This is a genomic window from Virgibacillus sp. DJP39 (genome assembly GCF_049310925.1).
Lineage (GTDB): Bacteria > Bacillota > Bacilli > Bacillales > Amphibacillaceae > Virgibacillus_F.
This window is the reverse complement of sequence record NZ_JBMERP010000080.1, coordinates 1-16,355: the sequence shown is the minus strand read 5'-3', so window position 1 is coordinate 16,355 and position 16,355 is coordinate 1. Positions and strand designations below refer to the sequence as shown.

The window sequence follows — 16,355 nt, the reverse complement described above, 5'->3', positions numbered from 1 at the left end:
CAGGCAATAGTAAAAGCCAGGATGTGTCAGTCACATTTTGGCTTTTTTGTTGTTTAAAAAACTATAAGCTTTTAGAGTGTGGATAACCAAGGTATATAAACAGCCACGCCCAGCTACAGCGCCCATTGCCGCACATCAACCAACTTGCGATAACAGTTCGACATTAGTCGAACGTCCCACAACTGAAGCTCCTTGTTTCCTTTCTCATACGGTGCACGGCACTAAACGGGCGCTTGCGCTTTTTTTCTTGCACTACTTTCTACTTATTCCTGTGTTTGTCCTACAGAAATCTTTTGTAGCTATAATTTATGTCTTATGAATCAAAAAGAAGGGAGCTGTCAAGAACATCTCCCTTCTAATAAAAAACTTAACTCATTCCATTATTGCTGCTTGAACCAGAACCTTGCTGTTGACTACCACCCATTTGGGTAACAAAAGGAACCATCTTTTGCATGGTTTGTCCAAGTGATTGGTTATTTTTTGTCATGGTATAATAAGTTGCTGCTCCGACCCCAACTGATGCTAAAAGAGGTACCCACATTGCATTTTTATCCATCAAATCTCAACCCTTCTATAATGTCATGAGACAATCATAGGTTTACACGAAAGTAAGCAGTTAATGCATGGGAACAGATTCCAAATCCGTTTACAAAACGTATCCCGCTTCAAGTGCCGCATTAGATCCAGCAAGCCTACCAGTGACAAGGGCGGAAGTAATATTATATCCACCAGTGTACCCATGAATATCTAAGATCTCTCCACAGAAATATAATCCATGCATTATTTTAGATTGCATTGTGTTTGGAACAATTTCTTTAATTGAAACCCCACCACCAGTAACAAAGGCCTTTTCAAGTGATAAGGAACCATCAACTTTAAAAGTGAAATTTTTAATCTCAGTTACAATCATTCTTATTACTTCTTTGGAAACAGTTGCTGCTTTTTGTTCCTCTTTAACACCATTTTTTATGAAAATATAGGATAATAAGCGTTCAGGAACAATCCCTTTAAAACTATTTTTAATCGACTTCTTTGGGTTTTCCTGCAGCATCTCCCACACTTCTTTTACAAACTTATCCTCACTCTTCTCGGGTAAAACATCCAACTTCATTGTTACATCTGCTCTACCCTTCATTAGCTCTTTTACTACAAATTGTGAGCATCTTAATACTGCAGGACCTGATATTCCAAAGTGGGTAAATATCATATCCATTTGATGTGTGATAATGTGTTTGTTTTTTTTGTTAAGTACAGAGAGGGCAACATCTCTAAGTGAAAGTCCCTGCAGTTGTTTTTGTTTAATAAAGGGTTCATCCGAAGTCAATGCTACTTCAGTTGGATACAATTTTGTAATGGTATGGCCGGCTTTCTCAGCCCATGCATACCCATCTCCAGTTGAGCCTGTATGTGGGACTGCTTTACCGCCTACAGCAAGTACAATTGATTTACATGCTAGGGTTTCATTATCAGTTAAAACCACTGTATGTACTTCCTTCTCAAAATTTATAGTTTTCACTTCTGTTTGCATGCGAATCTCTACGTTTAACTCGTGTAACTTATTGATCAAAGCATTAACAACTGTTTTTGCGGAGTTGGTTACAGGAAACATACGACCGTGATCTTCTTCCTTTAACTCGACACCCATCCCTTCGAAGAAATCGATGATGTCATAATTATTAAACACTGAAAATGCACTATATAGAAATTTTCCATTACCTGGAATATGTTTGATAACTTCGTCCTCAGACAACCTGTTTGTGACGTTACAACGGCCGCCCCCAGAGATCGCTAGCTTTTTACCTAACTTGGTTCCTTTTTCAATTAACAGGCAACTAGCTCCACTTTCAGCGGCAGCTATTGAGGCCATTAAACCTGAAGGACCTCCACCAATAATAATTACATCGTATCCCAATTCACTTCATTCCTTTCGCAGTAATCGTACCATTAAATTAAAAAAAATCCTATTTATTTAGTAGAAGTACAGCTTTGAAATATTCTTATATCTATTTAATCAATTGTTATCGTACTAGGGTACAGATGTGATAAAATAAAAGTTATGTAATATAAATTAGATGCAGGTGAATATATGTCAAACATTGTCAAAGGCACTATGTTACTCACAGGTGCCACATTTTTATCAAAGTTTTTAGGGATGATTTACGTTATTCCGTTTAATGAATTAGTGGGCCCAGAAGGCGGAGCATTATTTTTATATGGTTATGTACCATATACCATACTGCTCTCAATTTCTACTGTTGGTGTTCCATTAGCAGTTTCAAAATTTGTCTCAAAATATAATGCATTAGGTGATTATCAAACAGGGTTACGCATTTTTAAGTCAGGTATGACCCTAATGACAATAACTGGATTTATAGCGTTTCTGATCCTTTTCTTAGGTGCTGACTTTATTGCGGAGCTAACAAAGGATAAAGAAGATAAAATTAATACAATCGACGATGTTGCTATGGTAATAAGAATGGTGAGTTTTGCATTAATTGTTGTACCAGCTATGAGCATAGTACGCGGATTTTTCCAAGGCTATGAATCAATGGGTCCTACTGCTGTATCGCAAGTTGTTGAACAGATTATGCGAATAGTTTTCCTGTTATCAGCTACATTTGTCATTATTGTATTCCTGAACGGGGATAAAGCAACTGCCGTTGGTTTTGCTACATTTGCTACTTTTATTGGAGCACTTGCTTCATGCGTAGTTTTGTATAGGTATTGGAAAAAACGTAAATCTTTTATTTATAAAAATATTGAACAGCAACAAACACAATCAACTATTTCGACATTGAATTTGTTTAAGGAGTTATTTCAGTATGCAGGACCGTTTGTTTTAGTGGGAATTGCTACACCACTTTACCAACAAGTAGATCTACTTACGTTTAACTCGGCAATGTCAGAAGTTGGCTTGGGTAAAATAGCAGACATCGCATTAGGGACAATTAATTTGTATGGTCATAAGTTAATAATTATTCCAGTAGCACTAGCAACAGGTCTATCTCTAAGTATATTGCCTGCGCTTACGAAGTCTTTTAATGAAGGCAATAAGACGGCTGTATTTAAACAAATTAATCAAGCACTTCAGATTGTTGTTGTCTTAACTGTTCCTGCAGTTGTGGGACTATCCGTGTTGTCTGATGTAGCCTATGGGTCGTTATACGGCTTGTACAAAATTGAATTAACTGGCTCATTACTAGGATGGTATGCACCTGTTGGACTGTTATTTGCACTATTTCTAGTAACAGCATCTATCCTGCAAGGGATTAATCAACAAAGATTTGCAGTAGTAAGTTTATCAGGCGGCTTACTCATAAAAATTCTCTTCAACATACCATTAATTCATATGTTTGGGGCCAAAGGTGCTATATTCGGTACTGCTCTTGCAGTTGGTACTGCAGTATCACTCAATCTTTGGAGAATAGGCACTGCTATTGAATTTTCATACAAACAGACTTTAAAGCGCACGATGTTAGTGTGTATTTTCACACTTTGTATGACACTAGCACTGATTATGGCTAAATTACTAGTAGGGGCATTTGTACCATATGAAAGCAGTAGAGTTGGATCAGTCATCATGCTTATTGTAGGAATAATTACCGGGGGCGGTACTTATTTATGTCTTGGTTACCAATCAACGTTACTCGAGCGTGTATTAGGAAATAAGGTTCGTGTATTCGATCGATTTTTAAAAAGGTAGTGGAGGTTCACTCATGCGTCTTGATAAACTGTTGGCAAATAAAGGGTATGGAAGTCGAAAAGATGTAAAAAATATCCTTAAGCAGAAAAAGGTTTCCGTAAATAATACGATTACTAAAGATGGAAGTTTTCATGTTGAACCAACAACGGACTTAATCAAGGTTGGGGAGGAAACGGTACACTATCAGAAGTACATTTACTTGATGATGAATAAGCCACCAGGGTATGTTTCTGCTACAAAGGATGATTCCGAAAAAACAGTATTAGATTTGTTACCTGCAAATCTGCAAAACCACCATCCATTTCCCGTTGGTCGGTTGGACAAAGATACGGAAGGCTTATTACTTTTAACTAATGATGGAGAGCTTGGTCATCAATTAACATCACCAAAAAAAGATATTTCCAAGATATATTTTGCGGAAATTGATGGACATGTAACTGAATCCGATGTTAAACGATTTGCAGATGGTCTCAAGCTTAAGGATGGGTATCATACCAAACCAGCAACACTTCGTATACTTGCTGCTGGTGAGAGCTCAGAAATTGAGATTGTCATTTCAGAAGGGAAATATCATCAAGTGAAAAGGATGTTTGCTGCTGTAGGGAAAAGAGTAACCTATCTTAAGAGAGTTAGGATTGGGCAATTAATGCTTGATCCAACTCTTGAATTAGGTCATTACCGGGAAATGACAGATTCTGAACTAGATTTGATGGTACGTAAGTAAATGCAAAAAATAAGCTGACGAATAAAATCGCCAGCAGCGTGTACCTTATCTTTTTATGAAATAGTTACTTTTTTATCTGTGATTTTCCATTTACCTCTTGTTGGACTACTGACTAGACCATTGTACATCAACACGTGTAAATCACGTTGTATTGTACGGTTAGTCGTATCAAATTCTTCTGCTAACTCAGGTGTAGAAACCATACCGTACTCTTTAATGTAGAGGTAAACAGCTTTTACTCTTGTTAACATACGCGATGTTTGATAATCCAAAAAACCACTCCTTAATGAATGCATTAAAAAACGTGGTGGTAAGTAATCTAAGGGGTTATCTATAGTTTATTACGAAATGTGTTATTTTTAAAGCGAAATAGTTAAAATTATGGAAAAATAATAAATAACACATTTATTTCAGAAGGTTTAATATCTTAAATCTTAGGAAAGAGGTAAAGATATATGACGGGTAATCCTCACTATTTTATTGCATTACCAGTTCCACAAACTATTAAAGAAACAGTATCTGACTGGCAATCTGATTTAAAAGAAAGTCTAACTTATAAGCAATGGACACACAAAGATGACCTACATATTACCCTGAAATTTCTTGGTTCGGTATCAGACGATGGTTTAAAAAATCTAATAAAAGAGTTGCATAGAGTGGAAGAATTACCGATGTTATCTCTTGAGCTAAAGGGTATAAAAACTTTTGGAAAGCCATCTTCCCCACGTGTATTATATGCAAATGTTGAAAAGACTAAATTACTTGCTCAACTAGTTGGGAAGGTGGAAAATATTGCTGAGGTTTGCGGTTTTGACAAAGAAGCACGTGAGTTTAGGGCACACATAACTATAGCAAAAAAATGGAACGATCATTCCCTGAGTCTTCCCGTCAAAAAAATACTGAGCAACTACTTAAATGAAACCCACGAATTCACTGTGGATCACATACGTCTCTATCAAGTTCACCCTAGTAGAAATCCAAAATATGAAGTAGTCAAATCTTTCCCATTAATTGGAGGTGGTTGAAATCGCACAGCTTGTAAAAGTGCAAGATTATGTTTCGAGGTATGAGTGGAATGCTTACCGTTATCCTGGTCAATACATTCGATTAAAGCAGGAGAATTGGCAAAAACTACATCATTTATGGAGCAATCCTGAAGAAGAGCCACAACAAATTGAGACAAATCAAACATTGTCTGCTTTTGAAAAATGGAAATCCTTTATTAAAAGAGAATCCGTCCAGGAATTCGTCGAAGAAAAAGACGAAGGTCTACCAAAAACGGAGGATGAACTAAAAAAATATTTCTTAGATAAACTATTTCCTTTTCAATTAAAATGGGCTTCATCTACTTTGGCTGATGTATCGTTTATAGACAAGAATATTAAAAATGATAATAAATTAAAGTATTTTTTACAGCGTTTTCCTGACACTTATCTGGTCCTTTATTATCCTGTATTTTCTTTAAAAAACGTACCCATCGATGGTGAAATTATTCTAATAAGCCCTATTGGGATAGACATTATTTCTGTGGTTGACAAGCAGCCTACTGCAAAGATACTTGCTGGCGATGAAAGAACATGGATAACAGAAGTAAATGAAAAACAGGAGAAAGTTCTTAGTCCATTAATTGCTCTAAAACGCACGGAGCAAATCGTTAAACGTGTGCTTGCAACAGAGGGAATTGATTTTCCGATAAAAAAATTGGTGTTATCCAGAAATAATGAAATCGTATTTCATACCGAACCATATAACACAAAATTTATTGGTAAACGGGAATATGAAAATTGGTTTGCTGAGAAGAGAAAGTTGGTTTCACCACTAAAAAATAGACAACTAAAAGCGCTGGAAACATTATTAAAGCACTGTCAAACTACATCTATGAAACGACCGGAGTGGGAAGAAGAACAGTCATTTACAATGGATAATAACCCATGATGGTGAGGATAGCAATATGTATATATTTATAGTTAATCCTAAGGCGGGGAATGGAAGGGCAGCAAGAGTATTTTCGAGAATTAAAAAAAGTAAACTGTACCAACAGATTTCTAAAACTAATTTCTTTTCGGAATATCCAGGGCACACAGAAGAATTTGTGAGGACATTGCCAGGGAAGTATCCCGATATCTCCTGTATCATTATAATTGGTGGAGATGGGACGGTACACGAGGTAGTAAATGGTTTAGGTAACCGTCGTATTCCAATAGCATTTATTCCGGGTGGATCAGGAAATGATTTTGCAAGGGGATGTGGTATTAGGGGGAAGCCATTAGGTATATTGAAAAAGCTGGTAAGCAAACCTGAAAGCTTTCCCTATTGGGTGGGGGATTATCAGATAAACAATGTTTCACGGCAGTTTGTCAACAGTATCGGATTTGGTTTTGACGCCTTTATAACACACACAGCAAATAGATCCTCTTACAAAAAATTGTTCAGTATAATAAGATTAGCATCCCTAAGCTATGCAATTGCTATTATTCAAATACTATTTCGTTTTAAGCCAATGGAAGTAGATCTTACTATTCATGATAAAAAAAGAACTATCCGAGATTGCTGGATGGTTACAGTTGCAAATCAGCCATACTATGGTGGAGGAATGAAAATCATTCCAGACGCGGCTATTCAACCTGACACGGTTTCCATTTTAATACTTCATTCGATCTCAAAAATAAAGGTACTTCTCTTATTTCTTACTGTATTCACTGGAAAACATATTCACTTTAAAGAAGTAGAATTGATGCAAGTAGATGAAATGAAAATTTCTACTGATTCACCCGTTTATTATCAAGTAGACGGACAAACAGGTGTTTGCTCGAGTTGTAAAATAAGTAAACGATCTGATCAACTGTCTGTACTTGGATGATAGCCAAAATTAATTAATAGTTGTTTTTTTTTATGTTTAGCTTTAAAATACATGATTGGACTAAATTTATTAGATTTGAGGAATAAATGTGAATTGGCTTAAAGCGGTTTTAGGAAAAGAATGGGATATAAAATCAGCCGGGGGCCTTACTGGTGAGGCATACATCGCACAAAATAACGATCGTAAGCTTTTTTTGAAGCGTAATTCTTCTCCTTTTTTAGCTGTGTTATCAGCAGAGGGAATTGTTCCTAAATTAATTTGGACAAAACGTCTTGAAAATGGTGATGTAATAACTGCACAAGAGTGGCTGGATGGCCGTGAATTGAAATCAATTGAAATGCAACACTTTCAGGTTGCTTCTTTATTACAAAAGATTCATAATTCCTCTGAATTGCTGCATATGATGATGCGTTTAGGAAAAAAACCATTTGCACCACATGAAAGTATGGGGGACCTAGAACAGCAGGTTATATATTTAAAACTAGATGAATTAGACGAAGAGATTTCCTTGTCAATGGAATTCTTAGAAGAGTTGTTACCTTTAACTGAAAAACAAAAACATGTTGTTTGTCATGGAGATTTAAACCATAACAACCTCATACTCACGGATAGAAGCCACTTATATTTAGTTGATTGGGATAGTGCAATGATTGCGGACCCGATTGTTGATGTAGGCTTTATATTAAAATGGTACATCCCAATAGAAGATTGGGATGAGTGGTTACGCCATTATGGATTAACAAAAGACAGAAATTTAATTAAAAGAATGTATTGGTACCTGTTATTTGATGCATTGAACAATTTAATTTGGCATTCTCATCGCCATGAATATCAGAAAAGAAATGACCGACTAAAAGATATTAAGGATTTAAATACTCAATTACAGCAATTACTGTAAATTTGTTGTATTGATATAGTCAGTCCATGTATCAATGTTAGTTTTATTTGTTGTTATATGTTCTTCCAAGTTTTGAGCTTGTTCACCTTGAATTCCATAATTATAAATTTGTGGGAGTAAAGCTAAAAGTTGTTCATCAGAAATGCTATCTTTAGCCATTAGTGTTTGAATAATACGTTTTATTTGTTTGTACTCATTAACATCTGCACAACAATCTTCGGACTGTTCCGTTAAAATATCGTGCAGTACCATTAATTGATCGTTAACCGTTAACATTTTTTCATTTCACCTCATCCTATAGACTGTTCGAGTTCGTACAATCTATACTTAACATAAAATGGCATTTTTATAATTTTATTGATAAATTTAGTATGAAAAACGAACACTATGGTTAGTGTTCAGGTGAATATTAAACAAATAGTGAGTGGAGGATATTGAACCATGCGACAAAGAAATAAACCTTGGGCAGATGATTTTTTACAGGAACATCGTGAGCTTGTAATTGCCAATCCAAAGGAAAATAAAGGTAAATGGCAGGAATTATTCGGAAATGATAATCCAATCCATCTTGAGATTGGTACTGGTAAAGGCCAATTCATAGTAGGAATGGCTGAACAGTACCCATCTATAAATTTTATTGGTATTGAAATGGCAAAAAGTATAATAGTAGACGCAGCAATCAAGATAAAAGAATCTGAGCTAAAGAATCTAGTTCTAATCAACGTAAATGCTAATGAGCTTGAAGAATTATTTGCAGAAAACGAAATATCAACTATCTATTTAAATTTCTCAGATCCATGGCCAAAAAGTCGTCATGAGAAAAGAAGATTGAGCTATCATACTTTCTTAACCAAATACGAAAAACTGCTTCCAGAAAACAGTAATTTGGTAATGAAAACAGATAATCGATTATTGTTTGAGTATTCACTGGTCAGTTTTTCCAAGCATGGATTACAATTAGAAGAAGTGAGTCTGGACCTTCACCAGCTAGACGATCCTACTAATGTTAAAACAGAGTATGAAGAGAAGTTTTCCAGCAAAGGACAACCCATTTATCGGTGCCATGTAAAAATTAACCTTACACATTGAAAAGATTAGGAATTCTGGAGTGACTTGCCTGTGATTGCTTTAAATAGTACTAACTATCTAATTTTGGTAGCTAGTACTATTTTAGTTGATAGCGTTTGCAGGCAATCTATTAATTCGCTACACTTAATGTATAAAGGGAGGCAGAGAAAATGGAAACAATACAAATAGGTAAAGCAAAACTAACTTGGTTAAGTGGTGGTGTTAATTTTCTGGATGGTGGAGCCATGTTTGGTGTAGTACCGAAAGCATTATGGAGTAAGAAGTATCCACATGATGACAAAAACCAAATTGAACTGCGAACTGACCCGATACTATTGCAATTAGAAGGTAAAAATTATTTAATTGATTCCGGGATGGGAAACGGGAAGTTGTCAGAGAAGCAGATGCGTAATTTTGGCGTTCTTGAGGAATCACTAATTGACAAATCGTTGGAGGATCTAGGACTAACGACAAATGATATTGATACAGTGCTAATGACGCATCTTCATTTTGATCATGCCTGTGGATTAACAAAACCGTCAGCGGATGGTTTCAAACCTGTATTTGAAAACGCTGGTATATACACTTCTAATGTAGAGTGGAATGAAATGCGAAATCCGAATATCAGATCAATTAATACATACTGGGAAGAAAACTGGAAGCCAATTGAAGGATTAGTAACCACTTTTGAAAAAGAAATTCAAATCGCTGAAGGATTAAAAATGGTTCACACTGGCGGTCATAGTGATGGACACAGTATTATCGTCTTTGAAGACGGAATTGATTCTTTTATTCATATGGCAGACATTATGCCAACACATGGACACCAAAATAAGTTGTGGGCTCTGGCCTATGACGACTATCCTGTAACCTCTGTTCATCAAAAAGAGAAGTGGATGAACGAAGGTTACTCGAAACAGGCCTGGTATACGTTTTATCACGATGCCTATTACCGAGCAATAAAATTTGATGGAGAAGGTAAGAAAATTGACGAGGTCGAGCGTGAGCGTTATGACTATAAATAAAAGTTAAAAAAGCTATCCTTCGTGGATAGCTTTTTAAATAGGCTAAGCTGGATGAATCAACCAAAATATCGACCGTCGTGGCCGGAGAATCAACCATCACACGAAAATATCAACCTCCGCGTTCTGGGAATCAAACTATATTATTTTGCTACTTTTTTCTTTGTTGTTGCAGCTTTTGGCTTAGCGGCTTTTGGTTTTGGTTTGTTTTTCTTTGTTTTTTCAAGAGAAGCTTGGAGTGCATCCATGAGGTTTGTCACGTTATCTGGTTTCGGCTTGGTTTCACCTATTACTACTTCTTCGTTATTTTTCTTCGCTTCAATTAGTTCTAAAAGAGCGGTCCTATAATCGTCATTATACTTTTCAGGATCAAATTTAGTGGTGAGTTGTTCTATTAGCATTTTTGCTGTTTCCAACTCTTTTTGTAAAGTATCAAATTCTTCAGGAATATTGGGAACATCTTTTACTTGTCGCACCTCATCCGGAAAATGGATGGTCTCGACAATTAGCGCATTTTCATAAATGCGTATAATCGCAAGTTGTTCCTTAGATCTAATCATCATTTTTGCGATACCTATTTTACCAGTGTCTTTTAAAGCAGAATGCAGCAGTCCATATGCCTTACTTCCACCTTCATTTGGAGATAAATAATAACTTTTTTCAAAATAAATGGGGTCAATCTCCTCTAGTTTAACAAAATCCACTATTTCCACAGCTTTGTCAGCCTGTTCTTTTTTTAAAGCCTCCAGGTCTTCATCATCGAGGACAACGAATTTATCTTTTGCGTATTCATAAGCTTTTACAATCTCATCATTTTTAACTTCCCGGTCACAATTGGGACATGTACGTTCATATTTAATAGGAGACTGACATTCTTTGTGCAGCTGTCTTAGCTTGATATCTTTATTTTCAGTTGCGGCGTGCATTTTAACAGGAATATTTACAAGTCCAAAACTAATTGTTCCCTTCCACATCGTGTGCATAAATTTGCCCCTCCTTCAGATATTTTTATTTTGTCGCCATTGCTTAATCTTATCCCTGTTTATTTTTCACAAATTGAGCCATTTTAATAATAAAGGGGGAAATAAAGATGAAATTGATGCATCCTATTGCCAATACACATGTTCAAACTGGTGACGAGTGGGCTTATGAAGTGAAGTATGATGGGTTTCGTTGTGTGCTTCATTGGCAAACGGATCGTGTACGGTTGGTGAGTAGAAACGATGTTGATTTAACAGCTAAATTTCCGGAAGTAGTTGATTTTTGTATTAATAATCAAGAAAGTATTAAAAAATTATTACCATTACAGATTGATGGTGAATTAGTTATCTTAAACAATGCGTTTCAGGCAAATTTTATGGCAATCCAAAAGCGAGGACGATTAAATAAACAAGAGACGATAAATCAGGCAGCCATTGATAGACCAGCATCGTTTTTAGCATTTGACCTTCTGCAGCAACAAGGTAGTTCATTAACGAAAAAGTCATATAAAGAACGAAAAAAACAGTTAAAAAAATTATTTAAACTGGGAGAATTCGAGGAAAGTTTAACAAGACTAAATCTTTTTTGTTTTATACCTTCATATGAGGATTCAGATTACCTTTGGAAGCAGGTTTTTGATTATAAGGGTGAAGGAATTATAGTGAAACGAGTCAATAGTCTCTATAACGCAGGTAAACAACATGGTGACTGGTATAAGATAAAAAATTGGCGCAGATTATCTGGAATTCTTACGTTTTTTGATACAAAAAATGACTATTTTACTGTCAACATTTATGATAATGACCAACTGATTGAAATTGGAAAATGCAAGCATGGAGTAAATAGCAGTGAGCTTCAGACGGTAAAAAAATTGTTCACTACAAAGGGTGAGAAAAGTGGTGTTGGGTATAAGCTTCCCCCTGCAATTTGTGCTGAGATTAACACTCTGGACCTGATAAAAGGGGAAGTACGTGAACCATCTATTAATCGGATACTGGTGAACACGGCAGCAGAAGAATGTACGATTGATAAATTTGCAGTTGATATGGCAATGATGCCGGCAGACGTAGAACCTAGTAAGACCAATAAAATTTTTTGGCCAAAGAAAAATGTAACGAAGGGCGATATGCTCGTTTATTTACGTGAGATATCACCATATATGCTTCCTTTTTTAAAAGATCGGATACTAACTGTTATTCGATGCCCTGATGGAGTGACAGAGCAGTCATTTTATCAAAAACATCTCCCTGACTATGCTCCATCCTTTATTACTAAAATTCCAACAGGCGATGAATATTTTTTTATTTGTGATGAGCTAAAATCATTAATGTGGTTTGCAAACCATGGTGCAATTGAGTATCATACACCTTTCCAAACTGTGGAAAATCCTAATCCAACTGAAATTGTGTTTGATTTAGACCCACCAGATCGAGAGCGTTTTTCACTTGCTACTAGTGCAGCAAAATTACTTAAACAAATACTCGATGAGTTGAACCTTGTTTCTTTTGTTAAAACTTCTGGAAATAAAGGACTACAGGTACACATCCCAATTCCTAAGGATAGTTTATCCTATGATGAAACAGGCGTAATAACGCAGGCTATAGCATTGACTATTGAAAAGGAATACCCGACTATGTATACAACAGAACGTTTAAAGAAAAACAGGAATGAACGGTTGTATTTGGATTATGTTCAGCACGGAAAGGACAAAACTATTGTTACGGCTTACTCACCAAGGAAAACACCTAACGCTACAGTTGCAGCGCCATTATTCTGGGAAGAGGTTAATGATGAATTATCACCGGATTTGTTTACGATTAAAAATGTAGTTGAACGAGTTCAAACATATGGGTGTCCATTTACTGGATATTTCGAGCAAGGCGAGAAACAGGTGCTGGAGAGTTTATATAAACTGTTAGAGATGGAATGAAAAAAGTGCAAGTCAGATTTGACTCGCACTAATTAATAAGATTAGAAAGGATAGAAGTTTGGCTTTGTTAAGCTTGCTTATAGTAACAGCCACGTCCGCTCCAACGCCCAGAGACTAGCGAGACTTCCCTCGCCTAACATCGGATTCCTTTATCTCCTACGGCTCAGTCCAGTCCGTACGTCTCTACCCAGGGCGCTTGGGCTTTTGTTCATATTACGCAGTTTGCACAGAACCTATTACAGCTCCTGTTTCAACATCAACATAAAACTCATATTGTTTATTTTCGCCATCAACACTTCGCGTAACACCGCCGCGATATGCATTGTAAATCAGACCATTTTTTTCAACTTCTTCAGGCTTCATATAAATCCATGATCCACTAATGGGACCCTGCTTTTTAAACGTTTCCTTTGCTTGTTTTAATGCTTTTTCAGGTGTGACTTTCTGATTCTGATCAATTTGTTGTTTTGCTATATAGCCAACTGCTACACCTAAACCAGCTGCTAATGCTGCTTTTCTAACACTCATTTTATAATCACCTCATACATTCTTTTGTTTAACAAAAATTGTAATCATCTTTAATTTAGTATAACGCAAACACACTTAAATACAAAATATTACAATATGAGTGTTGTATGGTGGAAACACAACGATGATTTCCGTTATACTGTGAATTAGTACATAGTATATCGAATGGAGGATAATATATGAATCAAGATACATTGGATCTTTTTAAAACGCTTACTGAACTGCAAGGCGCACCTGGGAATGAACACTTAGTTCGCAAGTTTATAAAAGGTGAACTGGAAAAATATTCTGATGAAATCATTCAGGACAACCTTGGTGGAGTATTCGGAGTTAAAAAAGGCAATGGACCCAAAGTAATGGTTGCAGGTCATATGGATGAAGTCGGTTTTATGATAACTCAAATCACGGATAATGGCATGCTAAGGTTTCAACCGCTAGGGGGCTGGTGGAACCAGGTTATGCTGGCGCAACGTGTTCAAATAATGACCGACAATGGACCAGTAATAGGTGTAATTGGGTCGATTCCGCCTCATAATTTAACACCAGAACAACGTAAGAAACCAATGGAAATTAAAAATATGCTAATTGATATTGGTGCCGACGACCGAGAAGACGCACAGAAGATCGGTGTTAAACCTGGTCACTCTGTTGTACCAATTTGTCCTTTTACACCAATGGCTAATGATAAAAAAATCCTGGCGAAAGCTTGGGATAACCGCTACGGTTGTGGTTTGTCTGTTGAGCTTTTAAAAGAGCTGCAAGGGGAAACATTACCTAATCAATTGTACGCTGGAGCAACTGTCCAGGAAGAGGTCGGCTTACGCGGTGCACAGGTTGCAGCGAATATGATTGAACCAGATATCTTTTATGCATTGGATGCATCACCTGCTAACGATATGTCAGGAGACAAAAATGAGTTCGGTCAACTTGGTAAGGGAGCGTTATTACGTATTTTTGACCGTACCATGGTTACACATCGTGGAATTAAAGAGTTCATTTTAGATACAGCTGAATCAAATAACATTCCATACCAATACTTTATTTCACAGGGTGGTACCGATGCAGGACGTGTTCACACTACCAATGAAGGTGTTCCTTCGGCAGTAATAGGTATCTGTTCTCGTTACATTCACACTTCTGCATCAATGATTCATGTGGATGATTATGCTGCTGCGAAAGAATTGCTTGTGAAATTAGTTAAAACTACTGACCAAAATGCAGTGGATCAAATACGAAAAAACAGCTAACAAATATGACTAATTGCCACTTCATAATAATGATGTGGCAATTTTTAGAAGTTAAGAAAATATAAAATGCCGATTTTTCTAAAAGAATTGAGTTGAGTACTAATGAAAATAACAATTGGATCCTTGAATAAAACAAAAATTGAAGCGGTTAAAGAAGTGTTTCCGTCGGACCAAATTTTGAGTTTTCCAGCTCAATCTTCTGTTTCTCCACAACCTTTCTCAGATGAAGAAACAAGATTGGGTGCAATTAACCGGGCGAAAGATTGCATCTCTCAAAACCAGGATACAATGGGAATTGGGCTAGAAGGTGGAGTGATGGAACTAGATGGTCAGCTGTTCTTATGTAACTGGGGAGCAATGATTGACTTAAAAAAGCAAGTGCATACGGCAAGTGGTGCTCGGATTCTATTACCTAAACAAATTAGTGATCCATTAAAGGATGGAATAGAGCTTGGGGATATTATGGATACCTTTGCAAAAAAACAAGGTGTACGACACAATGAAGGCGCAATAGGCATCTTCACTAACAATTTGGTATCGAGAAAAAATATGTTTCTGCACGTAGTTATGTTGTTACGTGGACAATGGGAATATTGGTACGACAATAATTTAAAAAGCAGCGAATGATTATCGCTGCTTTTTGTCTACTCGTATAAATATGCTAATACTTCTATTGCTTGATCGACTGTTTCAACTGTGACATTTGCTTTGTTTGACAATTCTTTTAATGGATGAATGAGAGAATCTGGTCTAATGATAATAGTAGGTTTATTTAACGTTAGAGCTGCACTTGCATCCATTGCAGTATTCCATTGCTTATATTTTTCACCGAACAAAGCTATTACGACATCTGATTTTTGTAATAAGACCTCTGTTCTAAGGTTATTAATACTAGAAGCCGAGTCATCTTTATATACACTTCCTGGTTGTTCTCCCAAAATGTCCTCTCCGACATTATCAGATCTTTCATGGTTTGTTTGAGGCCCCACAAACGTTAATTGGAGCTTTTTTTCTTTAGCCTTGTTTTTAACTTCATCGCGCCAGTCGTCGTGAATTTGGCCAGCGAGATATACGGTTAATTCCATGGTTAGTCCCCTCCAAGCTTTTATTTTATCATCTCAATAATAAGCTTTTTCTGGAGTGAAAAAAAATAGTTTGATTGTGAATTGGAAAAAATTTGTTTTGATAATTTATAAATTAGTAGTATTATACATAATAGGGTAAATAGTACTAGGTGTGTTTCCAAAAGTTACAATCATTTAGATAAGGACTTCGACAGTACAATTTTAACTGTTAGCTTTTTGGATAGCCTCTAGAGAAGCAGGGGGAAGAAAACGTGCGTAAGGAAATATTTTTTATACCAATAGTATTAATTTTGGTAATTGTTTTGTTAG

18 protein-coding genes are annotated in these 16,355 nt (G+C 36.2%); 11 read left to right on the top strand and 7 right to left on the bottom strand.

The features are described 5' to 3' along the window. Positions 1-367 precede the first annotated feature (367 nt). The gene (locus ACOI1D_RS18055) at positions 368-556 is read right to left on the bottom strand and encodes a hypothetical protein (RefSeq protein ID WP_422503202.1); all 189 of its coding nucleotides are present in this window, start codon (positions 554-556) and stop codon (positions 368-370) included. Positions 557-646: 90 nt separating this feature from the next. Next, positions 647-1,912, bottom strand: a complete 1,266-nt coding sequence (locus ACOI1D_RS18050; RefSeq protein ID WP_422503201.1) for an NAD(P)/FAD-dependent oxidoreductase — start codon at positions 1,910-1,912, stop codon at positions 647-649. Between the two features lie 174 nt (positions 1,913-2,086). On the opposite strand from ACOI1D_RS18050, the gene ACOI1D_RS18045 reads away from it, so the two are divergent. Both ACOI1D_RS18045 and ACOI1D_RS18040 read left to right on the top strand, forming a co-directional pair. Beyond that, entirely contained in the window at positions 2,087-3,703 is a 1,617-nt protein-coding gene (locus ACOI1D_RS18045; protein WP_422503199.1) for a putative polysaccharide biosynthesis protein, read from the top strand. Between the two features lie 13 nt (positions 3,704-3,716). Then, entirely contained in the window at positions 3,717-4,427 is a 711-nt protein-coding gene (locus tag ACOI1D_RS18040; RefSeq protein WP_422503197.1) for a pseudouridine synthase, read from the top strand. A 53-nt stretch (positions 4,428-4,480) separates the two neighbouring features. Here ACOI1D_RS18040 and ACOI1D_RS18035 read toward each other — a convergent pair whose 3' ends face one another. Beyond that, positions 4,481-4,723, bottom strand: a complete 243-nt coding sequence (locus tag ACOI1D_RS18035) for a DeoR family transcriptional regulator (protein ID WP_422503195.1) — start codon at positions 4,721-4,723, stop codon at positions 4,481-4,483. A gap of 159 nt (positions 4,724-4,882) precedes the next feature. Here ACOI1D_RS18035 and thpR point away from each other — a divergent pair, with 159 nt between their 5' ends. From thpR to ACOI1D_RS18015, 4 genes are all read left to right on the top strand, one after another. Beyond that, the gene (thpR, locus tag ACOI1D_RS18030) at positions 4,883-5,452 is read left to right on the top strand and encodes an RNA 2',3'-cyclic phosphodiesterase (RefSeq protein WP_422503194.1); all 570 of its coding nucleotides are present in this window, start codon (positions 4,883-4,885) and stop codon (positions 5,450-5,452) included. A gap of 19 nt (positions 5,453-5,471) precedes the next feature. Beyond that, the gene (locus ACOI1D_RS18025) at positions 5,472-6,362 is read left to right on the top strand and encodes an NERD domain-containing protein (protein WP_422503193.1); all 891 of its coding nucleotides are present in this window, start codon (positions 5,472-5,474) and stop codon (positions 6,360-6,362) included. Positions 6,363-6,378: 16 nt separating this feature from the next. Continuing rightward, entirely contained in the window at positions 6,379-7,287 is a 909-nt protein-coding gene (locus tag ACOI1D_RS18020) for a diacylglycerol/lipid kinase family protein (RefSeq protein WP_422503191.1), read from the top strand. Positions 7,288-7,375: 88 nt separating this feature from the next. Continuing rightward, complete coding sequence (locus tag ACOI1D_RS18015) at positions 7,376-8,185, top strand: phosphotransferase (RefSeq protein ID WP_422503189.1); 810 nt, start codon at positions 7,376-7,378, stop codon at positions 8,183-8,185. On the opposite strand, the gene ACOI1D_RS18010 is transcribed toward ACOI1D_RS18015, so the two are convergent. Next, positions 8,177-8,461 carry a YtzH-like family protein gene (locus ACOI1D_RS18010; protein WP_422503188.1) on the bottom strand — a complete coding sequence of 95 codons (285 nt, stop codon included), beginning with the start codon at positions 8,459-8,461 and terminating at the stop codon, positions 8,177-8,179. The two genes, ACOI1D_RS18015 and ACOI1D_RS18010, sit on opposite strands and share 9 nt — an antisense overlap. A gap of 165 nt (positions 8,462-8,626) precedes the next feature. On the opposite strand from ACOI1D_RS18010, the gene trmB reads away from it, so the two are divergent. Both trmB and ACOI1D_RS18000 read left to right on the top strand, forming a co-directional pair. After that, positions 8,627-9,274: a tRNA (guanosine(46)-N7)-methyltransferase TrmB gene (gene trmB, locus ACOI1D_RS18005; RefSeq protein WP_422503187.1), complete on the top strand. Its 648-nt coding sequence runs from the start codon at positions 8,627-8,629 to the stop codon at positions 9,272-9,274. Positions 9,275-9,423: 149 nt separating this feature from the next. After that, the gene (locus tag ACOI1D_RS18000; protein WP_422503185.1) at positions 9,424-10,278 is read left to right on the top strand and encodes a YtnP family quorum-quenching lactonase; all 855 of its coding nucleotides are present in this window, start codon (positions 9,424-9,426) and stop codon (positions 10,276-10,278) included. A gap of 140 nt (positions 10,279-10,418) precedes the next feature. Here ACOI1D_RS18000 and ACOI1D_RS17995 read toward each other — a convergent pair whose 3' ends face one another. Continuing rightward, complete coding sequence (locus ACOI1D_RS17995) at positions 10,419-11,258, bottom strand: Ku protein (RefSeq protein ID WP_422503184.1); 840 nt, start codon at positions 11,256-11,258, stop codon at positions 10,419-10,421. 107 nt (positions 11,259-11,365) lie between these two features. On the opposite strand from ACOI1D_RS17995, the gene ACOI1D_RS17990 reads away from it, so the two are divergent. Further along, on the top strand, positions 11,366-13,186 hold the full coding sequence (locus ACOI1D_RS17990; RefSeq protein ID WP_422503182.1) for a DNA ligase D: 1,821 nt from the start codon (positions 11,366-11,368) through the stop codon (positions 13,184-13,186). Between the two features lie 213 nt (positions 13,187-13,399). On the opposite strand, the gene ACOI1D_RS17985 is transcribed toward ACOI1D_RS17990, so the two are convergent. Then, entirely contained in the window at positions 13,400-13,714 is a 315-nt protein-coding gene (locus tag ACOI1D_RS17985) for a PepSY domain-containing protein (protein WP_422503180.1), read from the bottom strand. A gap of 179 nt (positions 13,715-13,893) precedes the next feature. On the opposite strand from ACOI1D_RS17985, the gene ACOI1D_RS17980 reads away from it, so the two are divergent. After that, positions 13,894-14,961 (top strand): M42 family metallopeptidase, encoded by a 1,068-nt coding sequence (locus ACOI1D_RS17980; protein WP_422503179.1) that lies wholly within the window; start codon positions 13,894-13,896, stop codon positions 14,959-14,961. 102 nt (positions 14,962-15,063) lie between these two features. Next, complete coding sequence (locus ACOI1D_RS17975; RefSeq protein WP_422503177.1) at positions 15,064-15,588, top strand: DUF84 family protein; 525 nt, start codon at positions 15,064-15,066, stop codon at positions 15,586-15,588. A 17-nt stretch (positions 15,589-15,605) separates the two neighbouring features. Here ACOI1D_RS17975 and ACOI1D_RS17970 read toward each other — a convergent pair whose 3' ends face one another. Then, positions 15,606-16,046: a YtoQ family protein gene (locus ACOI1D_RS17970; RefSeq protein ID WP_422503175.1), complete on the bottom strand. Its 441-nt coding sequence runs from the start codon at positions 16,044-16,046 to the stop codon at positions 15,606-15,608. Positions 16,047-16,355: the final 309 nt, after the last annotated feature.